22 protein-coding genes and 2 pseudogenes are annotated in these 21,935 nt (G+C 71.8%); 14 read left to right on the top strand and 10 right to left on the bottom strand.

The window, feature by feature from the left end:
* The first annotated feature begins 3 nt into the window (after window positions 1-3).
* Together fabI and ACFW6P_RS28345 are read left to right on the top strand one after the other, a co-directional pair.
* Entirely contained in the window at window positions 4-771 is a 768-nt protein-coding gene (gene fabI, locus ACFW6P_RS28350; protein ID WP_386359082.1) for an enoyl-ACP reductase FabI, read from the top strand.
* Window positions 772-931: 160 nt separating this feature from the next.
* Entirely contained in the window at window positions 932-1,303 is a 372-nt protein-coding gene (locus tag ACFW6P_RS28345) for a hypothetical protein (protein ID WP_386359084.1), read from the top strand.
* Here the strand turns inward: ACFW6P_RS28345 and ACFW6P_RS28340 are convergent.
* The gene (locus tag ACFW6P_RS28340) at window positions 1,281-1,973 is read right to left on the bottom strand and encodes a FadR/GntR family transcriptional regulator (RefSeq protein ID WP_386359086.1); all 693 of its coding nucleotides are present in this window, start codon (window positions 1,971-1,973) and stop codon (window positions 1,281-1,283) included. The genes ACFW6P_RS28345 and ACFW6P_RS28340 overlap by 23 nt on opposite strands.
* A 50-nt stretch (window positions 1,974-2,023) precedes the next feature.
* Here ACFW6P_RS28340 and ACFW6P_RS28335 point away from each other — a divergent pair, with 50 nt between their 5' ends.
* The 4 genes from ACFW6P_RS28335 (at window position 2,024) to ACFW6P_RS28320 (ending at window position 4,576) form a co-directional block, all read left to right on the top strand.
* Window positions 2,024-3,394 (top strand): CynX/NimT family MFS transporter, encoded by a 1,371-nt coding sequence (locus ACFW6P_RS28335; protein WP_386359088.1) that lies wholly within the window; start codon window positions 2,024-2,026, stop codon window positions 3,392-3,394.
* A gap of 110 nt (window positions 3,395-3,504) precedes the next feature.
* Entirely contained in the window at window positions 3,505-3,621 is a 117-nt protein-coding gene (locus ACFW6P_RS28330) for an SGM_5486 family transporter-associated protein (RefSeq protein ID WP_104779641.1), read from the top strand.
* A 164-nt stretch (window positions 3,622-3,785) separates the two neighbouring features.
* Window positions 3,786-3,992: a hypothetical protein gene (locus ACFW6P_RS28325; protein ID WP_386359089.1), complete on the top strand. Its 207-nt coding sequence runs from the start codon at window positions 3,786-3,788 to the stop codon at window positions 3,990-3,992.
* Between the two features lie 65 nt (window positions 3,993-4,057).
* Window positions 4,058-4,576, top strand: coding sequence for a SixA phosphatase family protein (locus tag ACFW6P_RS28320; protein WP_386425297.1), 519 nt, complete (start codon window positions 4,058-4,060; stop codon window positions 4,574-4,576).
* A gap of 119 nt (window positions 4,577-4,695) precedes the next feature.
* Here ACFW6P_RS28320 and serB read toward each other — a convergent pair whose 3' ends face one another.
* Together serB and ACFW6P_RS28310 are read right to left on the bottom strand one after the other, a co-directional pair.
* On the bottom strand, window positions 4,696-5,931 hold the full coding sequence (serB, locus tag ACFW6P_RS28315; RefSeq protein ID WP_386359093.1) for a phosphoserine phosphatase SerB: 1,236 nt from the start codon (window positions 5,929-5,931) through the stop codon (window positions 4,696-4,698).
* Between the two features lie 139 nt (window positions 5,932-6,070).
* Window positions 6,071-7,825, bottom strand: a complete 1,755-nt coding sequence (locus ACFW6P_RS28310; protein ID WP_386425295.1) for a streptophobe family protein — start codon at window positions 7,823-7,825, stop codon at window positions 6,071-6,073.
* Between the two features lie 240 nt (window positions 7,826-8,065).
* Here ACFW6P_RS28310 and ACFW6P_RS28305 point away from each other — a divergent pair, with 240 nt between their 5' ends.
* Window positions 8,066-10,591, top strand: a complete 2,526-nt coding sequence (locus ACFW6P_RS28305) for an FHA domain-containing protein (protein ID WP_386425293.1) — start codon at window positions 8,066-8,068, stop codon at window positions 10,589-10,591.
* A 92-nt stretch (window positions 10,592-10,683) separates the two neighbouring features.
* Here the strand turns inward: ACFW6P_RS28305 and ACFW6P_RS28300 are convergent, their stop codons facing one another.
* The 3 genes and pseudogenes from ACFW6P_RS28300 to ACFW6P_RS28290 all read right to left on the bottom strand — a co-directional run.
* Window positions 10,684-11,448, bottom strand: coding sequence for a transglycosylase SLT domain-containing protein (locus ACFW6P_RS28300; protein ID WP_386359099.1), 765 nt, complete (start codon window positions 11,446-11,448; stop codon window positions 10,684-10,686).
* Window positions 11,449-11,687: 239 nt separating this feature from the next.
* Window positions 11,688-12,011: pseudogene (locus ACFW6P_RS28295) on the bottom strand (S-adenosylmethionine:tRNA ribosyltransferase-isomerase); the annotation flags it as partial.
* Window positions 12,000-12,396 (bottom strand): annotated as a pseudogene (locus tag ACFW6P_RS28290) (SDR family NAD(P)-dependent oxidoreductase); the annotation flags it as partial. The pseudogenes ACFW6P_RS28290 and ACFW6P_RS28295, both read right to left, overlap by 12 nt.
* A gap of 611 nt (window positions 12,397-13,007) precedes the next feature.
* Here ACFW6P_RS28290 and ACFW6P_RS28285 point away from each other — a divergent pair.
* The 3 genes from ACFW6P_RS28285 to ACFW6P_RS28275 all read left to right on the top strand — a co-directional run bounded on the left by ACFW6P_RS28285 (window position 13,008) and on the right by ACFW6P_RS28275 (window position 15,185).
* A complete protein-coding gene (locus tag ACFW6P_RS28285; RefSeq protein WP_386359101.1) occupies window positions 13,008-14,153 on the top strand; it encodes a GAF domain-containing sensor histidine kinase in 1,146 nt (381 codons plus the stop codon).
* Window positions 14,146-14,787: a response regulator gene (locus ACFW6P_RS28280; RefSeq protein WP_386359103.1), complete on the top strand. Its 642-nt coding sequence runs from the start codon at window positions 14,146-14,148 to the stop codon at window positions 14,785-14,787. Before ACFW6P_RS28285 ends, ACFW6P_RS28280 begins: the two co-directional genes overlap by 8 nt.
* Window positions 14,788-14,942: 155 nt before the next feature.
* The gene (locus ACFW6P_RS28275; RefSeq protein WP_386359105.1) at window positions 14,943-15,185 is read left to right on the top strand and encodes a chaplin; all 243 of its coding nucleotides are present in this window, start codon (window positions 14,943-14,945) and stop codon (window positions 15,183-15,185) included.
* Window positions 15,186-15,283: 98 nt separating this feature from the next.
* Here ACFW6P_RS28275 and ACFW6P_RS28270 read toward each other — a convergent pair whose 3' ends face one another.
* Window positions 15,284-16,069 carry a hypothetical protein gene (locus ACFW6P_RS28270; protein ID WP_386359107.1) on the bottom strand — a complete coding sequence of 262 codons (786 nt, stop codon included), beginning with the start codon at window positions 16,067-16,069 and terminating at the stop codon, window positions 15,284-15,286.
* A 162-nt stretch (window positions 16,070-16,231) separates the two neighbouring features.
* On the opposite strand from ACFW6P_RS28270, the gene ACFW6P_RS28265 reads away from it, so the two are divergent.
* The 3 genes from ACFW6P_RS28265 to ACFW6P_RS28255 all read left to right on the top strand — a co-directional run bounded on the left by ACFW6P_RS28265 (window position 16,232) and on the right by ACFW6P_RS28255 (window position 18,645).
* Window positions 16,232-17,029 carry an ABC transporter ATP-binding protein gene (locus ACFW6P_RS28265; RefSeq protein WP_386359109.1) on the top strand — a complete coding sequence of 266 codons (798 nt, stop codon included), beginning with the start codon at window positions 16,232-16,234 and terminating at the stop codon, window positions 17,027-17,029.
* A gap of 95 nt (window positions 17,030-17,124) precedes the next feature.
* Window positions 17,125-17,556, top strand: coding sequence for an NfeD family protein (locus ACFW6P_RS28260; protein ID WP_386359111.1), 432 nt, complete (start codon window positions 17,125-17,127; stop codon window positions 17,554-17,556).
* A gap of 129 nt (window positions 17,557-17,685) precedes the next feature.
* The gene (locus ACFW6P_RS28255) at window positions 17,686-18,645 is read left to right on the top strand and encodes an SPFH domain-containing protein (protein ID WP_386359113.1); all 960 of its coding nucleotides are present in this window, start codon (window positions 17,686-17,688) and stop codon (window positions 18,643-18,645) included.
* A gap of 64 nt (window positions 18,646-18,709) precedes the next feature.
* On the opposite strand, the gene ACFW6P_RS28250 is transcribed toward ACFW6P_RS28255, so the two are convergent.
* The 3 genes from ACFW6P_RS28250 to ACFW6P_RS28240 all read right to left on the bottom strand — a co-directional run bounded on the left by ACFW6P_RS28250 (window position 18,710) and on the right by ACFW6P_RS28240 (window position 20,799).
* The gene (locus ACFW6P_RS28250; protein ID WP_386359115.1) at window positions 18,710-19,216 is read right to left on the bottom strand and encodes an HNH endonuclease; all 507 of its coding nucleotides are present in this window, start codon (window positions 19,214-19,216) and stop codon (window positions 18,710-18,712) included.
* Window positions 19,217-19,424: 208 nt separating this feature from the next.
* A complete protein-coding gene (locus ACFW6P_RS28245) occupies window positions 19,425-19,964 on the bottom strand; it encodes a YbhB/YbcL family Raf kinase inhibitor-like protein (protein WP_386359117.1) in 540 nt (179 codons plus the stop codon).
* Window positions 19,965-20,016: 52 nt separating this feature from the next.
* Window positions 20,017-20,799, bottom strand: coding sequence for a sporulation protein (locus tag ACFW6P_RS28240; RefSeq protein WP_386359119.1), 783 nt, complete (start codon window positions 20,797-20,799; stop codon window positions 20,017-20,019).
* Window positions 20,800-20,944: 145 nt separating this feature from the next.
* Between ACFW6P_RS28240 and ACFW6P_RS28235 the strand changes: the two genes are divergently transcribed.
* A complete protein-coding gene (locus tag ACFW6P_RS28235) occupies window positions 20,945-21,586 on the top strand; it encodes a DNA-3-methyladenine glycosylase (protein WP_386359120.1) in 642 nt (213 codons plus the stop codon).
* The last annotated feature ends 349 nt before the right edge of the window (window positions 21,587-21,935 follow it).

Here is a 21,935-nt window from a genome sequence, read left to right as displayed (position 1 = left end):
ACCATGAGCGGAATCCTCGAGGGCAAGCGCGTCCTGATCAGCGGTGTGCTGATGGAGTCCTCCATCGCCTTCCACGCAGCCAGGCTGGCCCAGGAGCAGGGCGCCGAGATCATCCTCACGGCGTACCCGCGGCCCACCCTGACCGAGCGCATCGCCCGCAAGCTCCCCAAGCCCACCAAGGTCATCGAGCTCGACGTGACCAACGACGAGCACCTCGGGCGCCTCGCGGACATCGTCGGCGAGGAGCTCGGCGGCCTCGACGGTGTCGTGCACTCCATCGGCTTCGCCCCACAGGACGCCCTCGGCGGCAACTTCCTCAACACGCCGTTCGAGTCGGTCGCCACCGCCATGCACGTCTCGGCGTACTCCCTGAAGTCGCTGACCATGGCCTGCCTGCCCCTGATGCAGAACGGCGGCTCGGTCGTCGGCCTGACCTTCGACGCGCAGTACGCCTGGCCGCAGTACGACTGGATGGGCCCGGCCAAGGCCGCCCTGGAGGCGACCAGCCGCTACATGGCCCGTGACCTGGGCAAGCAGAACATCCGCTGCAACCTGATCTCCGCGGGCCCGATCGGCTCCATGGCCGCCAAGTCCATCCCGGGCTTCAGCGAGCTGGCCTCCGTGTGGGACCACCGCTCCCCACTGGAGTGGGACCTGAAGGACCCCGAGCCCGCCGGCCGCGGCATCGTCGCCCTGCTGAGCGACTGGTTCCCCAAGACCACCGGCGAGATCATCCACGTGGACGGCGGTCTGCACGCCATCGGCGCCTGACCCGCCCCGCGTCGCCGACGCCCCGTTCCCCGCACCGCGCGGGGAGCGGGGCGTCACTCGTCCGGCTCAGCCGGCCGGGCGGGGCGGGCCGCAACTGGGCAGGCTGGAATACGCGTTCACCCCGTGAACCCCTCCGCAGCACGGCCGAGGAGGTCCCCTTGTGCGCTCGTCCCGCCGAACGGCCTCACTGTTCCTCGCCGTCGCTCTCGTGACGACCCCGGCGTCGGAGGCGGTGTCCCACGCGCGCGTGCCGGCGTCACCCGCGCGCGTGCCCGCCGGCGAAAGCCCGGCCGCGGACCCCTTCGGAGCCGCCTGCCGGATCCGCGTCACCGGCTCCAAGGTGACCGCGTACTGCCACAACCCCTATCCACAGACCGACCGCGTCAGCCTGCACGTCGAGTGCGCCCGCTGGTGGGACATCGACACCGACAGCGCCCCGATCGAGGCGCAGCCCGCGCAGACCGTGCGCCTGACGGGACGCTGCTGGAAGGAAGTCGGCACGGCGTGGATCAGCCACCGGAGGGCGGGCTGACCCCGCCCGGGCGGCACAGGAACGGATAGCGCGCGGCCTCCGCCGCCGCCTCGTCCGCGCCACCCGCGCGGATCGCGTCGAGCAGACGCCCGTGGTCCATGTACGTCTCCGGCGTCAGCTCCTCGCCGACGTCCTCGCGCAGCCAGTCCCGCAGCACCTCGCCCAGGTCCGCGTACATGGCGGTCATGACGTCGTTGTGGGAGGCCGACACCACCGCGAGGTGGAAGGTCGCGTCCGCCGTCACGAACGCCTCCGCGTCGCCCGAGGCCCAGGCCTCCTCGCGCCGCAGCAGCAGCGCGTCCAGCTGCTTGAGGTCCTTCTCCGTGCGCCGCTCGGCGGCCAGCCGGGCCGCGGCCGACTCCAGCGTGGAGCGCAGCTCGGCGATGTGCCGCGGATCGGCGTCGGCGAACCGCCGCTGCATCACCCCGGCCAGCTCGCTCGTCGCCACGACGTACGTGCCGGAGCCCTGACGGATGTCCAGCAGCCCGTTGTGCGAGAGCGCGCGGACGGCCTCACGGACGGTGTTGCGGGCGACGCCGAGCTGCTCGACCAGCTCCGGCTCGGTCGGGATCCGGGAGCCGACCGGCCACTCGCCCGAGGTGATCTGCGCCCGCAGCGCGGCGATGACCTGCTCGGACAGCGCCGAACGGCGGGGATGGCTCAGAGGCATGGTTCACCTTCGCACGGGCGGGGGTGGACAGAGAATCATCCTATGATTCTATGATGGGTCTCATGGCTGGTGAGGAAATCCGGACGATGACGCCCTCGACCGTCCGCCGCTCGGCCGGGCGGGACACCCGGGAACCGGGCGGCTCCTCCGCGCGCGCGTGGACGATGCGGCTGCTCGTCGCCGGCATCGTGCTGTCCGCGCTGAACCTCCGTCCGGCCATCACCAGCCTCGGCGCCCTCCTGGAGGAGGTCCGGGACGGGCTCGGCATGAGCGGCAGCGTGGCCGGACTGCTGACCTCCGTGCCGCCGCTGTGCTTCGCCGTCTTCGGCGTCATGGCCCCCCGGCTCGCCCGGCGCTTCGGCCCGGGCGCCGTGGTGTGCGCCGGCATGGCCGCCATCGCCACCGGCCTGCTGCTGCGGCCGTTCACCGGGAGCACGGCCGGGTTCCTCGCCGCCAGCGCCCTCGCGCTCATGGGCATCGCGGTCAGCAACGTCCTGATGCCGGTCATCGTCAAGCAGTGGTTCCCCGACCGCGTCGGCTCCATGACCGGCCTCTACTCGATGGCTCTCGCCCTCGGCACCGCCCTCGCGGCCGCGGTCACCGTGCCGGTGACCGACGCCCTCGGCGGCGGCTGGCAGTCGGGCCTGGCCCTGTGGGCGGGCCTCGCCGCCGCGGCGGTCCTGCCGTGGCTGCCGTTCGTCCGCGGACGCGTCACGCCGACGGACACGGGGGAGCGGGCCGGGGCGCCGCGGACCGGCGCCGACGGGCCCGCACGGGACACCGCGGCCGGGGCGCGGAACCCCGCGGCGGGACCCGCGCGCGAGGCCGCTCCCCGGCTGCGGATCACCCGCAGCCGCACCGCCTGGGCCCTGGCCGTCTTCTTCGGGCTCCAGGCCACCGCCGCCTACATCACGATGGGGTGGATGGCGCAGATCTTCCGGGACGCCGGGGTGCCCGCGGGCACCGCGGGACTGCTGCTGGCCCTCACCATGGTGATGGGCGTGCCCCTGGCCTTCGTCATACCCCGCCTGGCCACGCGGCTGCCCCACCAGGGCCCCGTCGTGCTCGCCCTGGGCGTCTGCGGCCTCGCCGGATACGCCGGGCTGTACCTCGCCCCGGCCGCCGGAGCCTGGGCCTGGGCCCTGCTCCTCGGCGTGTCCAACTGCGCCTTCCCGCTCGCCCTCACCATGGTCGGCATGCGCGCCAGGACCGGCTCCGGCGTCACCCAGCTGTCGGCTTTCGCGCAGAGCACCGGGTACCTCATCTCCATCCCGGGACCGCTCCTGGTGGGCGTCCTGTACCAGCACAGCGGCGGCTGGGGCCTGCCGCTCGCGCTGATGGGCGCCCTGATGGTGCCGCAGATGGCGGTGGGCTTCCTGGCCGGCCGCGACCGCACGGTGGAGGACGAGGCCGCCCGCTGAGTCCCGCCCCCGAGGACGCTGCGTCCTGCCCCCGGACGCTGAGTCACGCCCCGAGGGCAGGGCACCACCCCGGGGCGCCGGGCGCGCACGGCGGGTGGGACACTGTCCCCATGCCAGTGCTCGACCCGAACCCCCAGCACGGTCAGAAGAAGATGCTGCTCGTCTTCGGCGCCTTCTTCGCGATCTTCATCGTCATCGCCGTCATCGCGACCCTCGCCTCCCCGTGACCGCCGCTCCACCGCCCGTGGTGGGGCTGTCCCCCCTGTCCCCTAGGGGGTGAGGGTCAGGGTCGAGTGGGTGGGTCACCGGATGGGCCGGCGCGCGCGCGTTCCGTAGCGTCGAGATGTGACCACGACAGAGGGTCACCGGCCACTCGACGAGCGGAGGCACCATGTCGGCTCCTGTGCGCACCCGGACCTGCCCGGCGTCCCGGGCCGGTGCCGACAGCCGGCTGCCCTGGTGGGCCCTGGCCCTGCCCGTGCTCGCCTTCACGGCCCTGCTCGCCCTGATCCTCCAGCCCTCCGACGCCCACGCGGCCGCCGGTGAGCCCGCGATCACCCACCTCTTCGAGCGGTTGCAGCAGCTGACGGGCCGCTGAGCAGCGCCGGACCCACCGGTCAACTCCCTGCGCCCTGTGGTGTGTTTCATGCGAAGCTGGATCTCATGAGCGTCGCAGAACTCCGCAGGATTGTCCTCTTCCGCCATGCCAAAGCCGACTGGCCGCAGGTGACCGATCACGAGCGCCCGCTCGCTGAGCGGGGCCGCAAAGACGCAGCGGAGGCCGGGCGCAGGCTCGCCGACACCGGCGTCCCCTTCGATCTGGCCCTGTGCTCCACCGCGGTCCGGACCAGGGAGACCTGGAAGCTCGCGGTCCAGGAGTTCCCGCAGCGGCCGAAAACCGTCTACGAGGAGCGGGTCTACGAGGCCTCGCCGGGCGAGCTGATCGCCCTGCTCAACGAGACGCCCGACGACGCGCGGAACGTCCTCATGGTCGGCCACAACCCCGGCATCCAGGGCCTGGCCGAGATCCTCGCGGGCTCGGCGCAGGACGAGGCCCGCGAGCGGATGTCCCGCCGCGGATTCCCGGCCGCCGCCTTCGCCGTCCTGTCCTTCAGCGGCTCCTGGAAGAGCCTGGAGCCGGCCACCGGAACGCTCCAGGACTACTGGGCGCCGACCGAGTAGGCGACTGCCGTGCGGGTGAGCGGCTGACGCGCTGTCCCCACGGTGAGTCGGTCACCGTGGGGACAGCACCTCCCCGACCAGGGCCCGGCGTCCTGCCGTGCCGGGCCCGGAGGGACGGCTCAGACCGCGTCGACGCCGTCGACGGTGTCGGCCGCCTCGACCTCTTCGCGTGTGATGCCCAGCAGGTACAGGACGGTGTCCAGGAAGGGGACGTTCACCGCCGTGTGGGCGGCCTCGCGCACCACCGGCTTGGCGTTGAAGGCGACCCCGAGACCGGCCGCGTTCAGCATGTCCAGGTCGTTGGCCCCGTCACCGATCGCCACCGTCTGCGACAGCGGCACCCCCGCCTCCGCGGCGAACCGGCGCAACAGCCGCGCCTTGCCCGCCCGGTCGACGATCTCGCCGGTGACCCTGCCCGTCAGCCGGCCGTCGACGATCTCCAGGGTGTTGGCCTGGGCGAAGTCCAGTCCGAGCCGTTCCTTCAGATCGTCCGTGACCTGGGTGAACCCGCCCGAGACCACGCCGACTTGGTAGCCGAGCCGCTTCAGCGTACGGATCAGGGTGCGGGCTCCGGGCGTCAGCCGTACCTCGCTGCGCACCTTGTCGACCACCGAGGCGTCCAGCCCCTCCAGCAGCGCCACGCGCGCGTGCAGGGACTGCTCGAAGTCCAGTTCCCCGCGCATCGCCGCCGCCGTCACCTCGGCGACCTTGTCCTCGCAGCCGGCGTGCGCGGCGAACAACTCGATGACCTCGTCCTGGATGAGCGTCGAGTCGACGTCCATCACGACGAGGCGCTGCGCACGCCGGTACAGCCCGGCGCCGACGACCGCCACGTCGATGCCGAGCTTCGCCGCGTCGGTCGCCAGGGCGGTGCGCAGCGGCTCGGTCTCCACGCCGGACACGGCGAACTCGACCGCGGTGACGGGGTACTTGGCCAGCCGGAAGATACGGTCGATGTTGCCGCCGGTCCGGGTGATCCGCGCTGCTATCGCGGCCGTCGCCTCCGCGGTGAGCGGGTGCCCGAGCACGGTGACCAGGGAGCGGCCCAGCCCGCGCGGCCGGTTGTCGCCGAGGCCGGAGATGATCTCCGCCTGCATCTTCATCGACTCGGCCCAGCTGTGGACGGTCGACCGCAGATCCCCCTCCCGCCCGGGGGGCGGCTCGGTCACGAGCGCGCACAGCACCATCCGGCCACGGGTGACGACCTGCTCGATGTCGACGACGTCGACGGAGTAGGCGGCGAGGGTGTCGAAGAGGCCGGCCGTGATGCCGGGCCTGTCCTTGCCGAAGATCTTCACAAGGAGGGTGGGGACGTCGGCAGGGACGTCGGAAGACGAGGTCTGCGAAGCGCTCATGGTCCTTCCACCGTATCCGGCGGGCCGGGCACATCGCCCCCGAGGTCCGCCTGGCGGACAGCGAACAGTGGGTGTCGCGTCCGTGGCGTGAACCTTGCGTACCGGTACCGCGTCCCCGCGCCGGGGGATGCGGTACCGGTCACTTTCCGCCCCGTGGCCTGCGCGGTGGCGGGGGAGGGGCCGGTGGGGGCGGCGGCCAGTCGCCGGGCCGGGCCGGCGGGCCGTTGCCGTTCCCCGGTCCCGGGGACTGCCGCGGGCCACGGGGCGGAGGGCCGACGGGGCGGGCGACCGTGGGAGCCCCGTAGATGCTGCCGCTGTCGTCGTCGCGGGCGGCGGCCTCGTCGTCCGGCGACGCCTCGTCCGGGCGCCGAGGGGCGCGGGATGGCCACTGGGGGGTGCCGTGTGGTTGTCCGGGGACGCCGAGTCCGGACCCGGCCCGACCGGACCCGCCCCCTGCCCGCGCCCTCTCCGCCGCGAACCGCCCCGCCGCCCCGCTCGCCCAGGCCAGCGACGCCCCCGCCGCCCCGGCAGCCGCTCCCCACACCGCGCCCAGCAGCAGGGCGGCCCCCGGACGGCCGTGCAGTTCGAGCCCCGCGCCGAACGCGTCGAAGCCGAGCACGGACAGCGAGGCCGTCACGGAGACCTCCGTCAGCCAGGCCAGCAGGGGCAGGGCGAGCGCGGTGGCGACGCCCAGCCGCAGCGCGCACCGGCCCGCGAAACCGAGAGCACCGGAACCCCCCGCTCGGGAACCCCCCAGTTCGAACCCCCCCGCTTCGGAACCGGCTGCCCCGGCCCCGGACACCACCGGCGTCCGCACCGCCGTCAGCACCCCCGCCAGCAGCAGGAGCAGGCCCGCCGCCACCCCCAGCAGCCACATCCGCCGGTCCAGCTCGGCCAGCCGCCCGAGGGTCACCGGCTGGTCGGGCCGCATCGTGAGGAGGTCGTCCAGCGGGTCCGGCAGGAAGCGGGTCAGCTCGCCGGTCGCGTGGCCGTCCCACGGCACGGAAAGGCCGATCGGGAGGCCCGTCCACACCCCGTTCGGTGCCCCCAGCAGCGCCGCCCCGGCGATCCGCTTCGGGTGGCCGTCGCCGGCCGCCGCGTACCCGGCCGCCGCGAGCCCCGCCGCCACCGCGCCCAGCAGCACGGTCACCACGGCCGACGCGGCCGGCCGTACGACCCGGTGCACGGCCTCCCAGCCCGGTGGCAGCGGAGTGCGGCGCGAGGCCAGCAGGGCGACGAGGAGGACCCCCGCCGCCCAGCCGAGCCCGCCGAGCAGCGTGGGCGCGGTGTCGACCGTGAAACCGACCGACGCCCGCGCGTCGACGAGGTCGCCGAGGCGGTCCGGCAGCAGCCCGCCGACGTCCCCCAGCCCGGGTACCTCCGGACCGCCGTCCCCGCCGGTGACGTCGTCCAGCCCCAGCGAGCCGCCGTCGATCGTGACGACGTCGCGCCCCGCCCAGGCGAGACCGCCCAGCATCGCCACGAACAGCGCGACCACCGCGCCCGCCCGCGCCAGGAGTTCGGGCGGCGCGATCACAACTCCCGCCGCCCGAAGGGACCTCAGGAAGAACCACGACAGCACCAGCGCCCCGACCAGGCTCACCCCCAGTGGCGTGATCTCGATGGCCGTCTCCGCCTCCGCGCCCGACAGGCCGAACGCCGAGACGTCACCGGACGGTGTGACCGAACCCCTCGCCGCCAGCGCCACCACCGCCGCCGTCATCGGACCCCAGGAACCGGCCGCGTCCGCCTCCAGCAGCCTCAGGCCCAGGGCCGCCGTCCCCGCCATCCCGATCAACGCCCAGCTCACGGCGGCGACGGCGGACACCAGCACGTCCCCCCACGGCACGCGCGCGCCGTCCCCCGCCGCCCCGGCCCCTGCGGCAGCACCCATGGCAGACCCCCCGATCCGCTCCGCGGCGGAACACCGCGCATGTCCCCCTCGCGTCGAAATACCACTCTCCGGCCCGTTTTCCACCGCGTCAACGGGGTGGGCCGGAGCGGTCCGGCGCGCTCTTCACAAGGTCCGACTTTCGGTCAGGGGGCCGCTCCTGAAATAGTTCCCCCCGATGTTCGACATCCCTAGACTCCCCATGTCGGGGGTAACTCGGGGGACAACTCAGTGGGGCATGGAGTGCCGGAACTCGTACTGGAATCAAACGGACGTACCTGGACGCTCGATCCGTCCAGGTCATACACCCTCGGACGTGATCCGCAGGGGGACGTCGTCTTCGACGACGCCAGGGTCTCCTGGCGTCACGCCACGGTCAGTCACAACGGCCGCAGTTGGGTCATCGAGGACCACGGCAGCACCAACGGCACCTTCGTGCAGGGCCGCCGGATCCATCACATGGAGCTCGGCCCCGGCTCGTCGGTGCACCTGGGCAACGCGACCGACGGACCGCGCCTGAACCTCTCGGGCGCCGAGGCCCCCGTCGCGACGCCGCAGGCCGCGCCCCAGCAGCAGCCGTTCGCGGCGCAGGGCGCGAACCCCGGCTGGGGGCAGCAGGCGCCCGACCGGCAGCCGCCCCGGCAGCAGCCACCGCAGGCCGGATGGCAGCAGCCGCAGCAGGCCGCCGCGCACATCCCGCAGCAGCAGGGCCCCGGCGGTGTCGCGGGGGCACCGCCGGTCCACGGCGACCGCAGCCCGACCTCCTTCCACCAGTTCTCCCTGGGCCGTGTGATGCGCATCGGCCGTGCCCTGGAGAACGAGCTGGTCGTCTCGGACCTGCAGGTCTCCCGGCACCACGCCGAGTTCCACGCCACGCCCGACGGGCGCATGGAGATCCGCGACCTCGGCTCGCACAACGGCACGTACGTCAACGGCCAGCCGATCGCCAAGGGCGGCTCGCAGCTGCTCGGCCCGACCGACGTCGTCGGCGTCGGCCACTCGACGTTCCGGATCGTCGGCGACCGGCTGGAGGAGTTCGTCGACACCGGTGAGGTGTCCTTCTCCGCCCGCCACCTGACCGTCACGGTCGACGGGGGCAAGCAGATCCTCAGGGACGTCTCCTTCGGCGTCCCGGAGAAGTCGCTGATCGCGGTCATCGGACCGTCCGGTTCCGGCAAGTCGACCCTGCTCAAGGCGCTCACCGGCTACCGGCCCGCCAACCAGGGCGAGGTCCTCTACGACAACCGCGACCTCTACAAGCAGTTCGCCGAGCTGCGCCAGCGCATCGGTCTGGTCCCGCAGGACGACATCCTGCACAAGGAGCTGACCGTCAAGAAGGCCCTCAAGTACGCGGCCAAGCTCCGCTTCCCGGCGGACACCACGGCCGCCGAGCGCGAGGCCCGCATCGACGAGGTGCTGCGCGAGCTGAAGCTCGACATCCACAAGGACAAGAAGGTCACGTCCCTCTCGGGCGGCCAGCGCAAGCGCGTCTCGGTGGCCCTGGAGCTGCTCACCAAGCCGTCGCTGATCTTCCTGGACGAGCCGACCTCCGGGCTCGACCCGGGCATGGACCGCGACGTCATGCAGCTGCTGCGCGGGTTGGCCGACGACGGCCGCACGGTCCTCGTCGTCACGCACTCCGTGGCCGAACTGGCCCTGTGCGACAAGCTGCTGGTGATGGCGCCCGGCGGCTCCGTGGCCTACTTCGGCCCGCCGGAGGAGGCGCTCAACTTCTTCGGCTACGGCACCTGGGCCGACGTCTTCTCCGCCTTCGAGAACTACCGCGACTACGACTGGGCGGGCCGCTGGAAGGGCTCGCAGCACTACCAGATGTACGCCGCGGACCTCGACGCCGTCGCGCCGCAGTCCGTACAGGTTCCGCCCATGCAGGCGCTGAGGCCGCCCAAGCCGCAGGGCTGGATGTCGCAGTTCGTCACCCTGGTGCGGCGCTACGTCTCCGTCATCGCGTCCGACAAGGGCTTCCTCGCCCTGATGGTGATCCTGCCGGCCGTGCTCGGCGCGGTCAGCCTGCTCATCGACGCGGACCGCGGCCTGCTGCCGAACCCGCCCAACCCGCAGACCGGCCGGATCATCCCGAACGGCACCGCCACCACGGTCCTGCTGATCCTCGCCGTCGGCGCCTGCTTCGCGGGCGCGGCCAACTCGGTCCGGGAGCTGATCAAGGAACGGGTCATCTACGAGCGGGAGCGCGCGACCGGCCTGTCCCGCTCGGCGTACCTGATGTCGAAGGTGTTCGTGCTCGGCATGATCACCGTGCTGCAGGGCCTGCTGGTCGGCGTCATCGGCTTCTCCAGCCGGGAGATCCCCGAGGAGGGCCTGGTCCTCGGCGGCGCGACCCTCGTGGAGCTCTCCATCCCGATCATGGCCCTGGGCTTCACGTCGATGATGTTCGGCCTGATCATCTCGTCGCTGGTCAAGACCGCCGAGAAGACCATGCCGCTGCTGGTGATGTTCGCGATCATCCAGGTCGTCTTCACGGGATGCCTGTTCGCGTTGCACGGCTCGATCGGCGTCAACCAGTTCTCGTTCCTGATGCCCTCGCGCTGGGCGGTCGCCGCGTCGGGCGCCACGCTGGACTTCAACAGGATCAGCCCGCCCGAGACGGCCGGCGACACCGACCCGCTGTGGGAGCACACGGTCGGGGCGTGGGCCATGGACATGGGCGCCCTGCTCGCGCTCGGGGTGATCTGCGGCTTCTTCGTGGCGCGCTTCCTGCGCCGCCACGAGCCCGAGGTCATGCGCAAGTAGTCACGGCCTCACCATGCCCAGAGGGCGGCACCTCGTCAGGAGGGTGCCGCCCTTCGGCGTTCGGTCCGGCGAAGCAGAGGTCCGCGCCAGCCTCAGTACGCGCTGTCGACGTTGTCCATGGAGCCGTACTTGTCGGCCGCGTAGTTGCAGGCGGCCGTGATGTTGGCTACCGGGTCGTAGATGTCCCAGGAGGTGCCGGGAACGTGCCAGTGCTTGAAGGTCGGCGGGATGACCTGCAGCAGACCCTTGGACGGGATGCCGTTGACGGCGTTGATGTCCCAGTTGTTGATCGCGCGCGGGTTGCCCGAGGACTCCCGCATGATGTTGCGCTTGATGCCCTCGTAGGAGCCGGGGATCCCGTGCTTCTTCATGACGTCGAGCGACTCGCGGATCCAGCCGTCGAGGTTGTTCGGGTAGGTCTTCTTGGCGGCCTTCTTCGCCTCGGCGCGCTTGGCGGCGCGGCTCGCGGCCTCCTTGGCCTGGCGCTCGGCGGCGGCCTTCTTCCTCGCGGCCTCGGCGGTGGCCTGCTTCTTCGCGGCAGCGGCGGCCTCGGCCTTCTTCTTGGCGGCAGCGGCAGCGGCGGCCTCGGCCTTCTGCTGGGCGGCGATCTGCTCCGCCTTCACGCTGGCGCCGGCCATCTGGTCCGTGACGCTGGCCTTCACGTCCTTGATCTGCTGGTTGCTGAACGCCACCGCAGCCGGCTGAGCGGCCTCGGTCGTGGTCTTCGTCGAGGCGCCGCTCGGCACCGCGGAGAACCCGATGGCGGCGGCGCCGAGGGTGGCGACACCGGCCATCGCGATCTTGTGGTGACGGGTCAGGCCTCGACCGCGATCACGGCTGAAGATGTTCGTGGGCATGGTGGTGTGGACCTCTTCGAATAGCGCGGGAGTCGCTCGGCGTCCGGCGTTGGACTCGGTGTGTTTCCGACACGAACGCCGCGGGGCAGAACCCACGGCGCTGAGCGACGGCAGCCATTCTTAGCGGCCGCAAAATAGCGTGGCAAAGGTGTGACGTACGAAGGGAGATAGTGGATCAGGGAAGGGCAAATCGGGGCAGATTGGACGATCCGCGCCGCTCATGAGGCCTGGTTTGTCTCCTATGCACTTTCGTACGTGACGTGGGTCCTGTGTGAGGGCTCACATCGGGCGCAGCCCGGTCTCACCGCGGGTTGCACAAGCGATGCTCTCCGTGAGGGCCCGTCGGGCCTTTCGTCACGGCAGGACGAGGTGTACGTCCCCGAACTCGTGCCACAGGTAGCGGCCTTGCAGCGCCGCCTCGTACGCCCGCTCGACGGCGACCCGCCCCGCGACCGCCTCCAGCATCAGCAGATGCGAGGCCTCCGGCTCGTGCAGCCCGGTGAGCAGCCCGTCCACCACCCCCGCTCCGGCGTCACCACCAGGTCGGTCCACCCCGCCCGCGAGGCACGCAGCAGCGGCAGCGCCTCCTGCACCAGGTCCCAGCCCCGCCACCAGGTTCACCTCCAGCGCCCGGCGCAGCCCCTCCAGGGGCAGCTCCTCCAGCCGGACCAGCGGTTCCGCGCCCAGCGCGCTCGTGTTGTGCACGAGCAGGTCGACGCCGCCCAGCCGCCACGCCGCCACCACCAGCGCGGCCCGGTGGGCGGCGTCCGTCACGTCCCCGGCCACGGCGGTCACCCGCGTGCCGTGCCCCGCGAGGGCCTCGGCCGTGTCCCGCAGCGCCTCCGCGCCCCGGGCGTCGAGCACCAGGTCCCAGCCCCGCCCGGCCAGGGCCTCGGCGAGCGCCCGTCCCAGTCCCTTCGAGGCCCCGGTGATGATCGCAACCGGCATGATCCGCTCCTTCGTCGTGATCGCGTTGCCCTCAACGCAGGAACGGGCCGTCCTGGCCGCCTCCGACCGGGGCCGCAGAGCACCGGGTCCCTTGGGCCTACACCACCGGCCTGACGCCCCGGGCCCTGCGCCCCGCATCCCGGGTGCGTCGGCCTCAGGCCCCTTGCGCCGGTCGAGGCGTACGTCCCCGGTTCTCCGGTGCTTCGGCTCTCCGGACTCTTTGTGTGCCGGTCCGGCCGCGCTCGGCATCCCGGGTGCGTCGGCCTCAGGCCCCTTGCGCCGGTCGAGGCGTACGTCCCCGGTTCTCCGGTGCTAAGGCCCTCGGGTCCCTCTGCGCCGACCCGGCCTGCGCACCACATCCCGGGCACCCGCAGCGATCCGGCCGCCCCAGGCCCCGGCCTCGACGCACGGATCCGCCGGGCCCAGCCTGAGGGCCTCGTCCCCTTTGCGCTGCCCGAGGCCTGCGCACCTCCCCCTCCAGCCCCTTGCGTCCGCCCGGGCCTACGTCCCCCACCCGGCCACCTCCGCCCCAAGACCTAGGCCCACCGGACCGCGCACCTGCGGCCACCGGCCCGATCCGCCCGGACGCGGCCCGCCGGTACCGTGAGGACATGAGTCACGGTCCCCGGTCCGGCCTCGCCGCGGTGAGTTCCGCGCTGCTGGCCATGAGCAGGCACCTCGAGGTGCGCGATGTCCTCAAGACGATCGTCGCCTCGGCCCGCGAACTGCTCGACGCGCAGTACGCCGCGCTGGGCGTCCCGGACGAGAACGGCGGCTTCGCCCAGTTCGTGGTCGACGGCGTCAGCGAGGAGCAGTGGAAGGCCATCGGCCCCCTCCCGCGCCAGCACGGCATCCTCGCCGCGATGCTGCACGAGGCCAGGGCCGAGCGCATCGCCGACGTCCGCAAGGACCCCCGCTTCGAGGGCTGGCCGAAGGCCCACCCCGACCTGGTCGACTTCCTGGGCCTGCCGATCCGCGACGGCGACGAGGTCATCGGCGCCCTGTTCCTCGCCAACAAGAACTGCCCCAGGCCCGAGGGAAGGTGCGGTTTCACGGCCGACGACGAGGACCTGCTCGGCATCCTCGCCCAGCACGCCGCGATCGCCCTCACCAACGCCCGCCTCTACGAGCGCAGCCGCGAGCTCACCATCGCCGAGGAACGCTCCCGCCTCGCCCACGAACTGCACGACGCGGTCAGCCAGAAGCTGTTCTCCCTGCGCCTGACGGCCCAGGCCGCGACCGCCCTGGTCGACCGCGACCCGGCCCGCGCCAAGGGCGAACTGCACCAGGTGGCCGTGCTCGCCGCCGAAGCCGCCGACGAACTGCGCGCCGCCGTGGTCGAGTTGCGCCCGGCCGCCCTCGACGAGGACGGCCTCGTCGCCACCCTGCGCACCCAGATCCAGGTCCTCGACCGCGCCCACAGCGCCCGGGTCACCTTCACCGGGCACGGCGTGAAGGCACTGCCCGCCTCCCAGGAGGAGGCGGTCCTGCGCGTCGCCCAGGAGGCCCTGCACAACGCCCTGCGCCACTCCGGCGGCTCCCGCGTCGAGGTCGCCCTGGAGCGCCGCGGCAACGGAGCCGTCCTGCGGGTCAGGGACGACGGCGACGGCTTCGACCCGGGCGCGGTCCGCCGCGCGGGGCGCCACCTCGGCCTGGTCTCGATGCGGGACCGGGCGAGCGGCGCCGGCGGCACGCTGACCGTGGAATCGGCGCCCGGCAAGGGCACCACGATCGAGATGGAGGTGCCCGGTGGCTGACGCGATCAGGGTGCTGCTCGTCGACGACCACCAGGTCGTCCGCCGGGGCCTGCGCACGTTCCTCGAAGTGCAGGACGACATCGAGGTCGTCGGCGAGGCCGCCGACGGCGCCGAAGGAGTCGAGCGCGCCGAGGAGTTGCAGCCCGACGTCATCCTCATGGACGTCAAGATGCCGGGCCTGGACGGCGTCGGCGCCCTGCGCAGACTCCGCGAGCTGGACAACCCCGCGCGCGTGCTGGTCGTCACCAGCTTCACCGAGCAGCGCACGGTCGTCCCGGCCCTGCGCGCGGGCGCCGCCGGATACGTCTACAAGGACGTCGACCCCGACGCCCTGGCCGGAGCCATCCGCTCCGTCCACGCCGGGCACATCCTCCTGCAGCCGGAGGTCGCGGGCGCCCTGCTCTCCCAGGAGGGCGCCAACTCCAGTCCCGGCAGGGCCGGTTCGCTGACCGACCGGGAGCGCGAGGTGCTCGGCCTGATAGCGGACGGCCGCTCCAACCGCGAGATCGCCCGCGCGCTCGTCCTCTCGGAGAAGACCGTCAAGACCCACGTCTCGAACATCCTCATGAAACTCGACCTGGCCGACCGGACGCAGGCCGCCCTGTGGGCCGTCCGCCACGGCGTGGCGGGCTGACGCGTTCCCCGCCGGTCACGCACAAGGTCGCGTTCCGGTCTGAGATTCATACCGTCGTGGGTATGTCCCCCGTATGGCGCATCCTCGGTGGATCTCCGGCGTTCTCCAGTGCCTGCCGCGGCGCCTGCCGCGGTGATGGCAAGGAGGGCTCAGAAGTGAAGAACCTGAAGAAGGCAGTGGCCGTGACGATGGTGACCGGCGGTCTGCTCGCCGCGGGCGCGGGCATGGCCTCCGCCACCAGCGCGCACGCCGACGGCCGGGCCGCGGGCCCGCCGGGCGTCGGCTCGGGCAACGTCGTCCAGGCCCCGGTGCACGTCCCGGTCAACGTGTCCGGCAACAGCGTGAACGTCGTGGGCGACCTGAACCCGGCCTTCGGCGACCTCGCCGTCAACCGCTGACGCTCACCTCCGTCTCCGAGCCGGAGGTGACACCGGCCTCCCGGGTGTGCCCGGGAGGCCGGATGGCCCGGCCGCGGGCATGGGTGCCGCCGGCCCCGTCACCGCACCCCCCGCTCCCGCTCCTCCACGACGGAGTTGTACGCGGCGACCTGCGCCCGCCGAGCCGTCCGTTCCACCGGCCGCAGCGCCTCCCGCCGCGCGGCCATCTCGGACGCGCTCACCGCACCCCCGTGCCCGCTCTGCGTCGCCACGGCGATGAGCGCCCCCACCCGCTGCGCCAGCTCCAGCACCCGCACCGCCCGTGTGGGATACCCCGGCGCCAGCACCTCCCGGCCCCGCTCGGCCCGCGCCCGGTACGCGTCGACCGCCGCCTCCGCCACCGGCCCCGACGCCGCCACGTCCAGCCGCGTCAGCACCTCGGTCGCGTCTCGCAGGGCCTCCGCGAGTTCCCGCTCCGCCTCGCCCAGCGACGGCACGTCCGCCGGCGGCGCCTCGCGCACGGGCAGCACATGCCACACCACCTCGTCCCGCACATGCTCGGGCCCGGCCTCGTACACGTCCGGCACCAGCCCGAGGGCGGCTCCGTGACAGACCACCGCCTCCTCCGCCTCCAGCGCCCGCGCGTTGAACTCCGGCGGCCCGCTCAGCCCCAGCGGATGACCCGGCGCGGGCAGGGCGACCCGCAGCCCGGTCACCCCCAGCGCCCGCAGCCGCCCCAGCGCGAGCGTCAGCCCGACCTGGCCCGGCTCTCCCGGCACCCCCTCCACCCGGTGCACCGCGTCCTCGCCGACGATGGCGAGGACGGCGTCGTCCGGAGAGACAAGTCCGGCCAAAAGTGCATTTCCCCAAGCTGCGAGACGTCCAGCGCGCGGTTCCGTGAGCATGCCCCCAACCCTAGGACCCTCCAAGGACCGGACCGAGGGAATGCCCCGGTCGGCCGGTGGCGTAGATTTCATGGAGGGCTGCGCCCACCGGCGCGGCGGACCGAGCCACAGGCGTACGCGACAGCCGAGACCGGCCACACTGCAAGGGGAGACAACGCGCTCATGAGCGATGTTCTGGAGCTTCAGGACGTATCCGTGGTCCGCGAGGGCCGGGCTCTGGTGGACCAGGTCTCCTGGTCGGTCAAGGAGGGCGAGCGCTGGGTCATCCTCGGCCCGAACGGCGCCGGCAAGACCACCCTCCTCAACCTCGCTTCCACCTACCTCTTCCCCAGCTCCGGCACCGCGGGCATCCTCGGCGAGACCCTCGGCAGGCCCGGCACAGACGTCTTCGAACTGCGCCCCCGCATCGGCATGGCCGGCATCGCCATGACCGAGAAGCTCCCCAAGCGGCAGACGGTCCTGGAGACGGTCCTCACCGCCGCCTACGGCATGACCGCCACCTGGCACGAGGACTACGAGGAGATCGACGAGCGGCGCGCCCGCGCCTTCCTCGACCGCCTCGGCATGAGCGAGTACCTCGACCGCAAGTTCGGCACGCTCTCCGAGGGCGAGCGCAAGCGCACCCTCATCGCCCGCGCCCTCATGACCGACCCCGAACTGCTCCTCCTCGACGAGCCCGCCGCCGGCCTCGACCTCGGCGGCCGCGAGGACCTCGTCCGCCGCCTCGGCCGCCTCGCCCGCGACCCGATCGCCCCCTCGATGATCATGGTCACCCACCATGTCGAGGAGATCCCGCCCGGCTTCACCCACGTCCTCATGATCCGCCAGGGCAAGGTCCTCGCCGCAGGCCCGCTGGAGCTCGAACTGACCTCCCGCAACCTCTCCCTGTGCTTCGGACTCCCGCTCGTCGTCGAACAGTCCGGCGAGCGCTGGACCGCCCAGGGCCTCCCGCTGTCCTGACCCACCCCGGCTCCGCGCACATTCCGGGCGGGCAACGGCATTTCACACCCCGGGCACCCTGTCGGCGACAGGGGCGTCGGTCCTACCATGACCAGGTGGACATCGACGCATGGCTGTGGTGGCTGATCGGCGCGACCGCGCTCGGCATCGCGCTCGTGATCACCGCGATGCCGGAACTCGGCATGCTCGCGGTGGGCGCCGTCGCCGCGTCCGTGGTCACCGGCGTCTTCGGCGGCGGAGCCGTCGCCCAGGTCGCCGTCTTCGCGCTCGTATCGACCGCGGGCATCGCCGTCGTACGGCCCATCGCGAACCGGCATCGCGCCCAGCGGCCCCAACTCGCCACCGGAGTGGACGCGCTGAAGGGCAGACAAGCCGTCGTCCTGGAGCGCGTCGACGCCTCGGGCGGCCGTATCAAGCTGGCCGGAGAGGTCTGGTCGGCCCGCGCCCTCGACACCGACCGTGCCTACGACGTAGGCCAGGAAGTGGACGTCGTCGACATCGAGGGAGCCACCGCGATCGTCATGTGACCTCGCACGACGTAAGTGGAGGAAGACCTCGCGTGGTGCGCGACGGTCTGTCAGACTCGACCAGCAAGATCTTCGACAACCACGAGATCTGCCAAGGCGCCGAGGCGGAGAAGGGTACGGGGAACGACGATGGAACCGGTCATCATCGTCCTGATCATTTTGGTGGTGTTGGTTTTCATCGCCCTGATCAAGACGATCCAAGTCATCCCGCAGGCCAGCGCGGCCATCGTGGAGCGCTTCGGCCGCTACACGCGGACACTCAACGCGGGCCTCAACATCGTCGTCCCGTTCATCGACACCATCCGCAACCGCATCGACCTGCGTGAACAGGTCGTCCCGTTCCCGCCCCAGCCGGTGATCACCCAGGACAACCTGGTCGTCAACATCGACACCGTCATCTACTACCAGGTGACCGACGCGCGAGCCGCGACCTACGAAGTCGCCAGCTACATCCAGGCGATCGAGCAGCTCACCGTCACCACCCTCCGCAACATCATCGGCGGCATGGACCTCGAGCGGACCCTGACCTCCCGTGAGGAGATCAACGCGGCACTGCGCGGCGTCCTCGACGAGGCCACCGGCAAGTGGGGCATCCGCGTCAACCGCGTCGAGCTCAAGGCGATCGAACCGCCCACCTCCATCCAGGACTCGATGGAGAAGCAGATGCGCGCCGACCGAGACAAGCGCGCCGCGATCCTCCAGGCCGAAGGTGTCCGGCAGTCCGAGATCCTGCGCGCCGAGGGCGAGAAGCAGTCCCAGATCCTGCGCGCCGAGGGCGAGGCCAAGGCCGCCGCCCTGCGCGCCGAGGGCGAGGCCCAGGCCGTGCGCACGGTCTTCGAGGCCATCCACGCCGGCGACCCGGACCAGAAGCTCCTGTCCTACCAGTACCTCCAGATGCTCCCCAAGATCGCCGAAGGCGACGCCAACAAGCTCTGGATCGTCCCGAGCGAGATCGGCGACGCCCTCAAGGGCCTCTCCGGCGCCATGGGCAACTTCGGCGGCATCGGCGGCGGTTCCGGCGGCAACGGGGGCGCCTCCGGAGCGGGCGTACCCGCCCAGGAGCGCCGCGAGCGGCCGTCCATCGACTGACCCGGCGCACCTGTACACGATGGGGGCCCGCTTCCCGAGGAGGCGGGCCCCCATTCACATCTGCTCAGGCCGCCGGCTGAGCCAGCCACTCCGGCAGCGCGTCGACATCGTCCTGCCCCAGCGCCAGCAGCATCGCGTCCGCCGGAGTCGGCTCGAACGGCTGCCGCAGCAGCGGCATCCCCGCCTCGTCAGGAGTCCGGTTGGCCTTGCGGTGGTTGTCCTCCGCACACGAGGCCACCGTGTTCAGCCACGTGTCCTGACCGCCCTGCGACCGCGGCACCACGTGGTCCACGGTCGTCGCCCGCCTCCCGCAGTACGCGCACCGGTGCCGGTCCCTGACCAGCACCCCCCGCCGCGACCACGGCGCTCGTCTTCGGAACGGCACCCGTACGTACTGGCAGAGCCTGATCACACGCGGCGCCGGTATGTCGACCGCGGCTCCCCGCATCCGCAGCTCGGGGTGGGCCTGCTCGACGACGGCCTTGTCCTGAAGCACCAGAACGACGGCTCGGTTCAGCGTCACCGTCGACAGCGGCTCGAAGCTCGCGTTGAGTACCAGCGTGTCCCGCATACCAGCCCACCTCCCGTGTGCACCGGCCCACCCCCTGGCGGGCTGGGATCAACTCTGGCCGGGCACGCCGGGATGGACAACGCAATATCTGCTGCTCCCGCGGGGGGTGTCCCACACGCCCCCGGCAACAAAAATGCCCGCTCCTGATCAATTCCAAGACCAGGAGCGGGCAAACGTCGCGTGAACGCCCGGAGCGGGGCGGTCCGGCTCAGTGCTCGGCGGGTACCTCGTACTCACCGATCAGCTGGGCTCGCCCGATCGTGTGGAACCGCAGGTTGAAGCCCACCACGGCCGGCGACGCGTCCGCGTCCGGACCGAGCTTCTCCTGGTCCACGGCGTACACCGTGAACACATAACGGTGCGGCCCGTCCCCGGGCGGCGGCGCGGCTCCGCCGAAGTCCTTGCCGCCGTAGTCGTTACGCGCGTGAACCGCCCCCTCGGGCAGCCCCTCGAACGCGCCGCTGCCCGCACCCGCCGGCAGCTCGGTCACCGACGCCGGGATGTCGAACAGCACCCAGTGCCAGAACCCGCTCCCCGTCGGGGCGTCGGGGTCGTAGCAGGTCACGGCGAAGCTCTTGGTCTCCGGCGGGAAGCCGCCCCACCGCAGCTGCGGCGAGGTGTTGCCGGCCGCGTGGACCTGAGCGTCCTTGAGCTTCGCGCCTTCCGTGACGTCCTCACTCGTCACCGTGAAAGACGCCACGGGCGGGTGGAAGTCGTGGGGGAGCGGCCGCCGCTCGAGCTCGGTCACCTCGGTACCTCCTGATCGGTTCGTGCAGTCGACCCCGAGCCTAGGCCCTCGACTAGAACCAGTTGCGCTTGCTGCCGACCTCGGAGAGCCACTGGTTCAGGTAAGCCGTCCAGTCCGTCCCCTGATAGTCGTTCAGCCCCACCTGGAACGACCGGAAGGTGTCACTGCCCTCGCTGAACAGCCCGGGCTTCTTGTCCATCTCCAGAACGACGTCCATCGCGTTCTGGTCGGCCACGAAGCTCAGCTCGACCTGGTTCAGCCCCCGGTACTGCTGCGGCGGGTGGAACTCGATCTCCTGGTAGAACGGCAGCCGCTGCCGCGTACCGCGGATGACCCCGCGCTCCATGTCCGCGTTCTTGAACCGGAAGCCCAGCTGGATGAACGCGTCGAGGAGGGCCTTCTGCGCCGGCAGCGGGTGCACGTTCACCGGGTCCAGGTCACTGGAGTCCACGGCACGCGCGATCTCCAGCTCCGTGGACACCCCGATGTTCATACCGCGCAGCGCCTGACCCTCGATCATCGTGATCGGGGTCTCCCACGGGATCTCCAGCCCGAACGGCACCGCGTGCACCGCGTTCGCCTGCAGCTCGAACGCACCGCCCAGCCGCGACTTCGTGAACTCGATGTCCTGCTTGTACTCCTGGTCGCCGCTCTCCACCTCGACCTTGGCCTGCAGCCCGACCGAGAGACCCTCGATCTGCTGGTTCACGGAACCGCCCTGGATCCGCACCTCGCCCTGCACGACACCGCCCGGGACGACGTTGACCTCGTGCAGCACCGTCTCGACCGAAGCCCCGCCGGCCCCCAGGCTCGCGAGCAGCTTCTTGAACGCCATGACTCTCCCTCTCGCCCACTACGGGTGGATCCCTGATCCCTGTAAACGCGATCCGGCCGTGACCGGTTCCACGTCCTCACCCTGACAAGGCCCGTGCCCAGAGGCCAGCCCGGCGCACCACGCGTCTCCAGTACCCTCGGGCGGCATGATCGCGACCCCCGACCGTACGCCCCTGTTCAGGGAGTTCTTCGACCGGCCCGTCCTCGATGTCGCCCCCGACCTGCTCGGCCGCATCCTGGTACGCACCACCCCGGACGGTCCGATCGCCCTCCGCCTCACCGAGGTCGAGGCCTACGACGGTGAGAACGACCCCGGCTCCCACGCCTATCGCGGCCGCACGGCCCGCAACGACGTGATGTTCGGTCCGCCCGGTCACGTGTACGTCTACTTCACCTACGGCATGTGGTTCTGCATGAACCTGGTGTGCGGCCCCGAAGGCAGGGCGAGCGCGGTCCTGCTGCGCGCCGGCGAGATCGTCGAGGGCGCCGAGCTGGCACGCACCCGACGGCTCTCGGCCCGCAACGACAAGGAACTGGCCAAAGGCCCGGCCCGTCTGGCCACGGCCCTGGCGGTGGACCGCTCCCTGGACGGCACGGACGCGTGCACCTCCGACGACACCCCGCTGCGCATGCTGACGGGCACGTCCATCGCCTCCGACCAGGTACGCCACGGCCCCCGCACGGGAGTCGGCGGCGAGGGAGCCGTGCACCCCTGGCGCTTCTGGGTGGCCGACGACCCAACGGTCAGCCCGTACCGCGCCCACGTACCGAGGCGCCGCCGCAGTTGACTCGCCCGGACAGGATGCGTAATGTGGCCCGAGCCGCTTGAACCGGGTACGGCGATCGCCTGCAGCCGGAAGCGGCCAAACCACTACCCAGCGACTCCCCTCAACCGGGGCGAATTCCACGTGCCCGCACGTCTGAATTCGACGCCGACGGACTCGATTATGAGTCGGGCGGGGAATCGGTTAACGTAGTGAATGTCGAAAGGCCGACGGGCGAAAGCCGCAGGCCTGAGGCACCTCCCGCCGACAGGGAATCCGATCGGAAAGATCTGATAGAGTCGGAGACGCAAGACCGAAGGGAAGCGCCCGGAGGAAAGCCCGAGAGGGTGAGTACAAAGGAAGCGACCGTTCC

Origin of the sequence: Streptomyces sp. NPDC058741 (assembly GCF_042746715.1) — a bacterium.
GTDB lineage: Bacteria > Actinomycetota > Actinomycetes > Streptomycetales > Streptomycetaceae > Streptomyces.
Note: the sequence above shows the minus strand (reverse complement) of the source record. Positions and strands in the feature narration are given on the sequence as shown.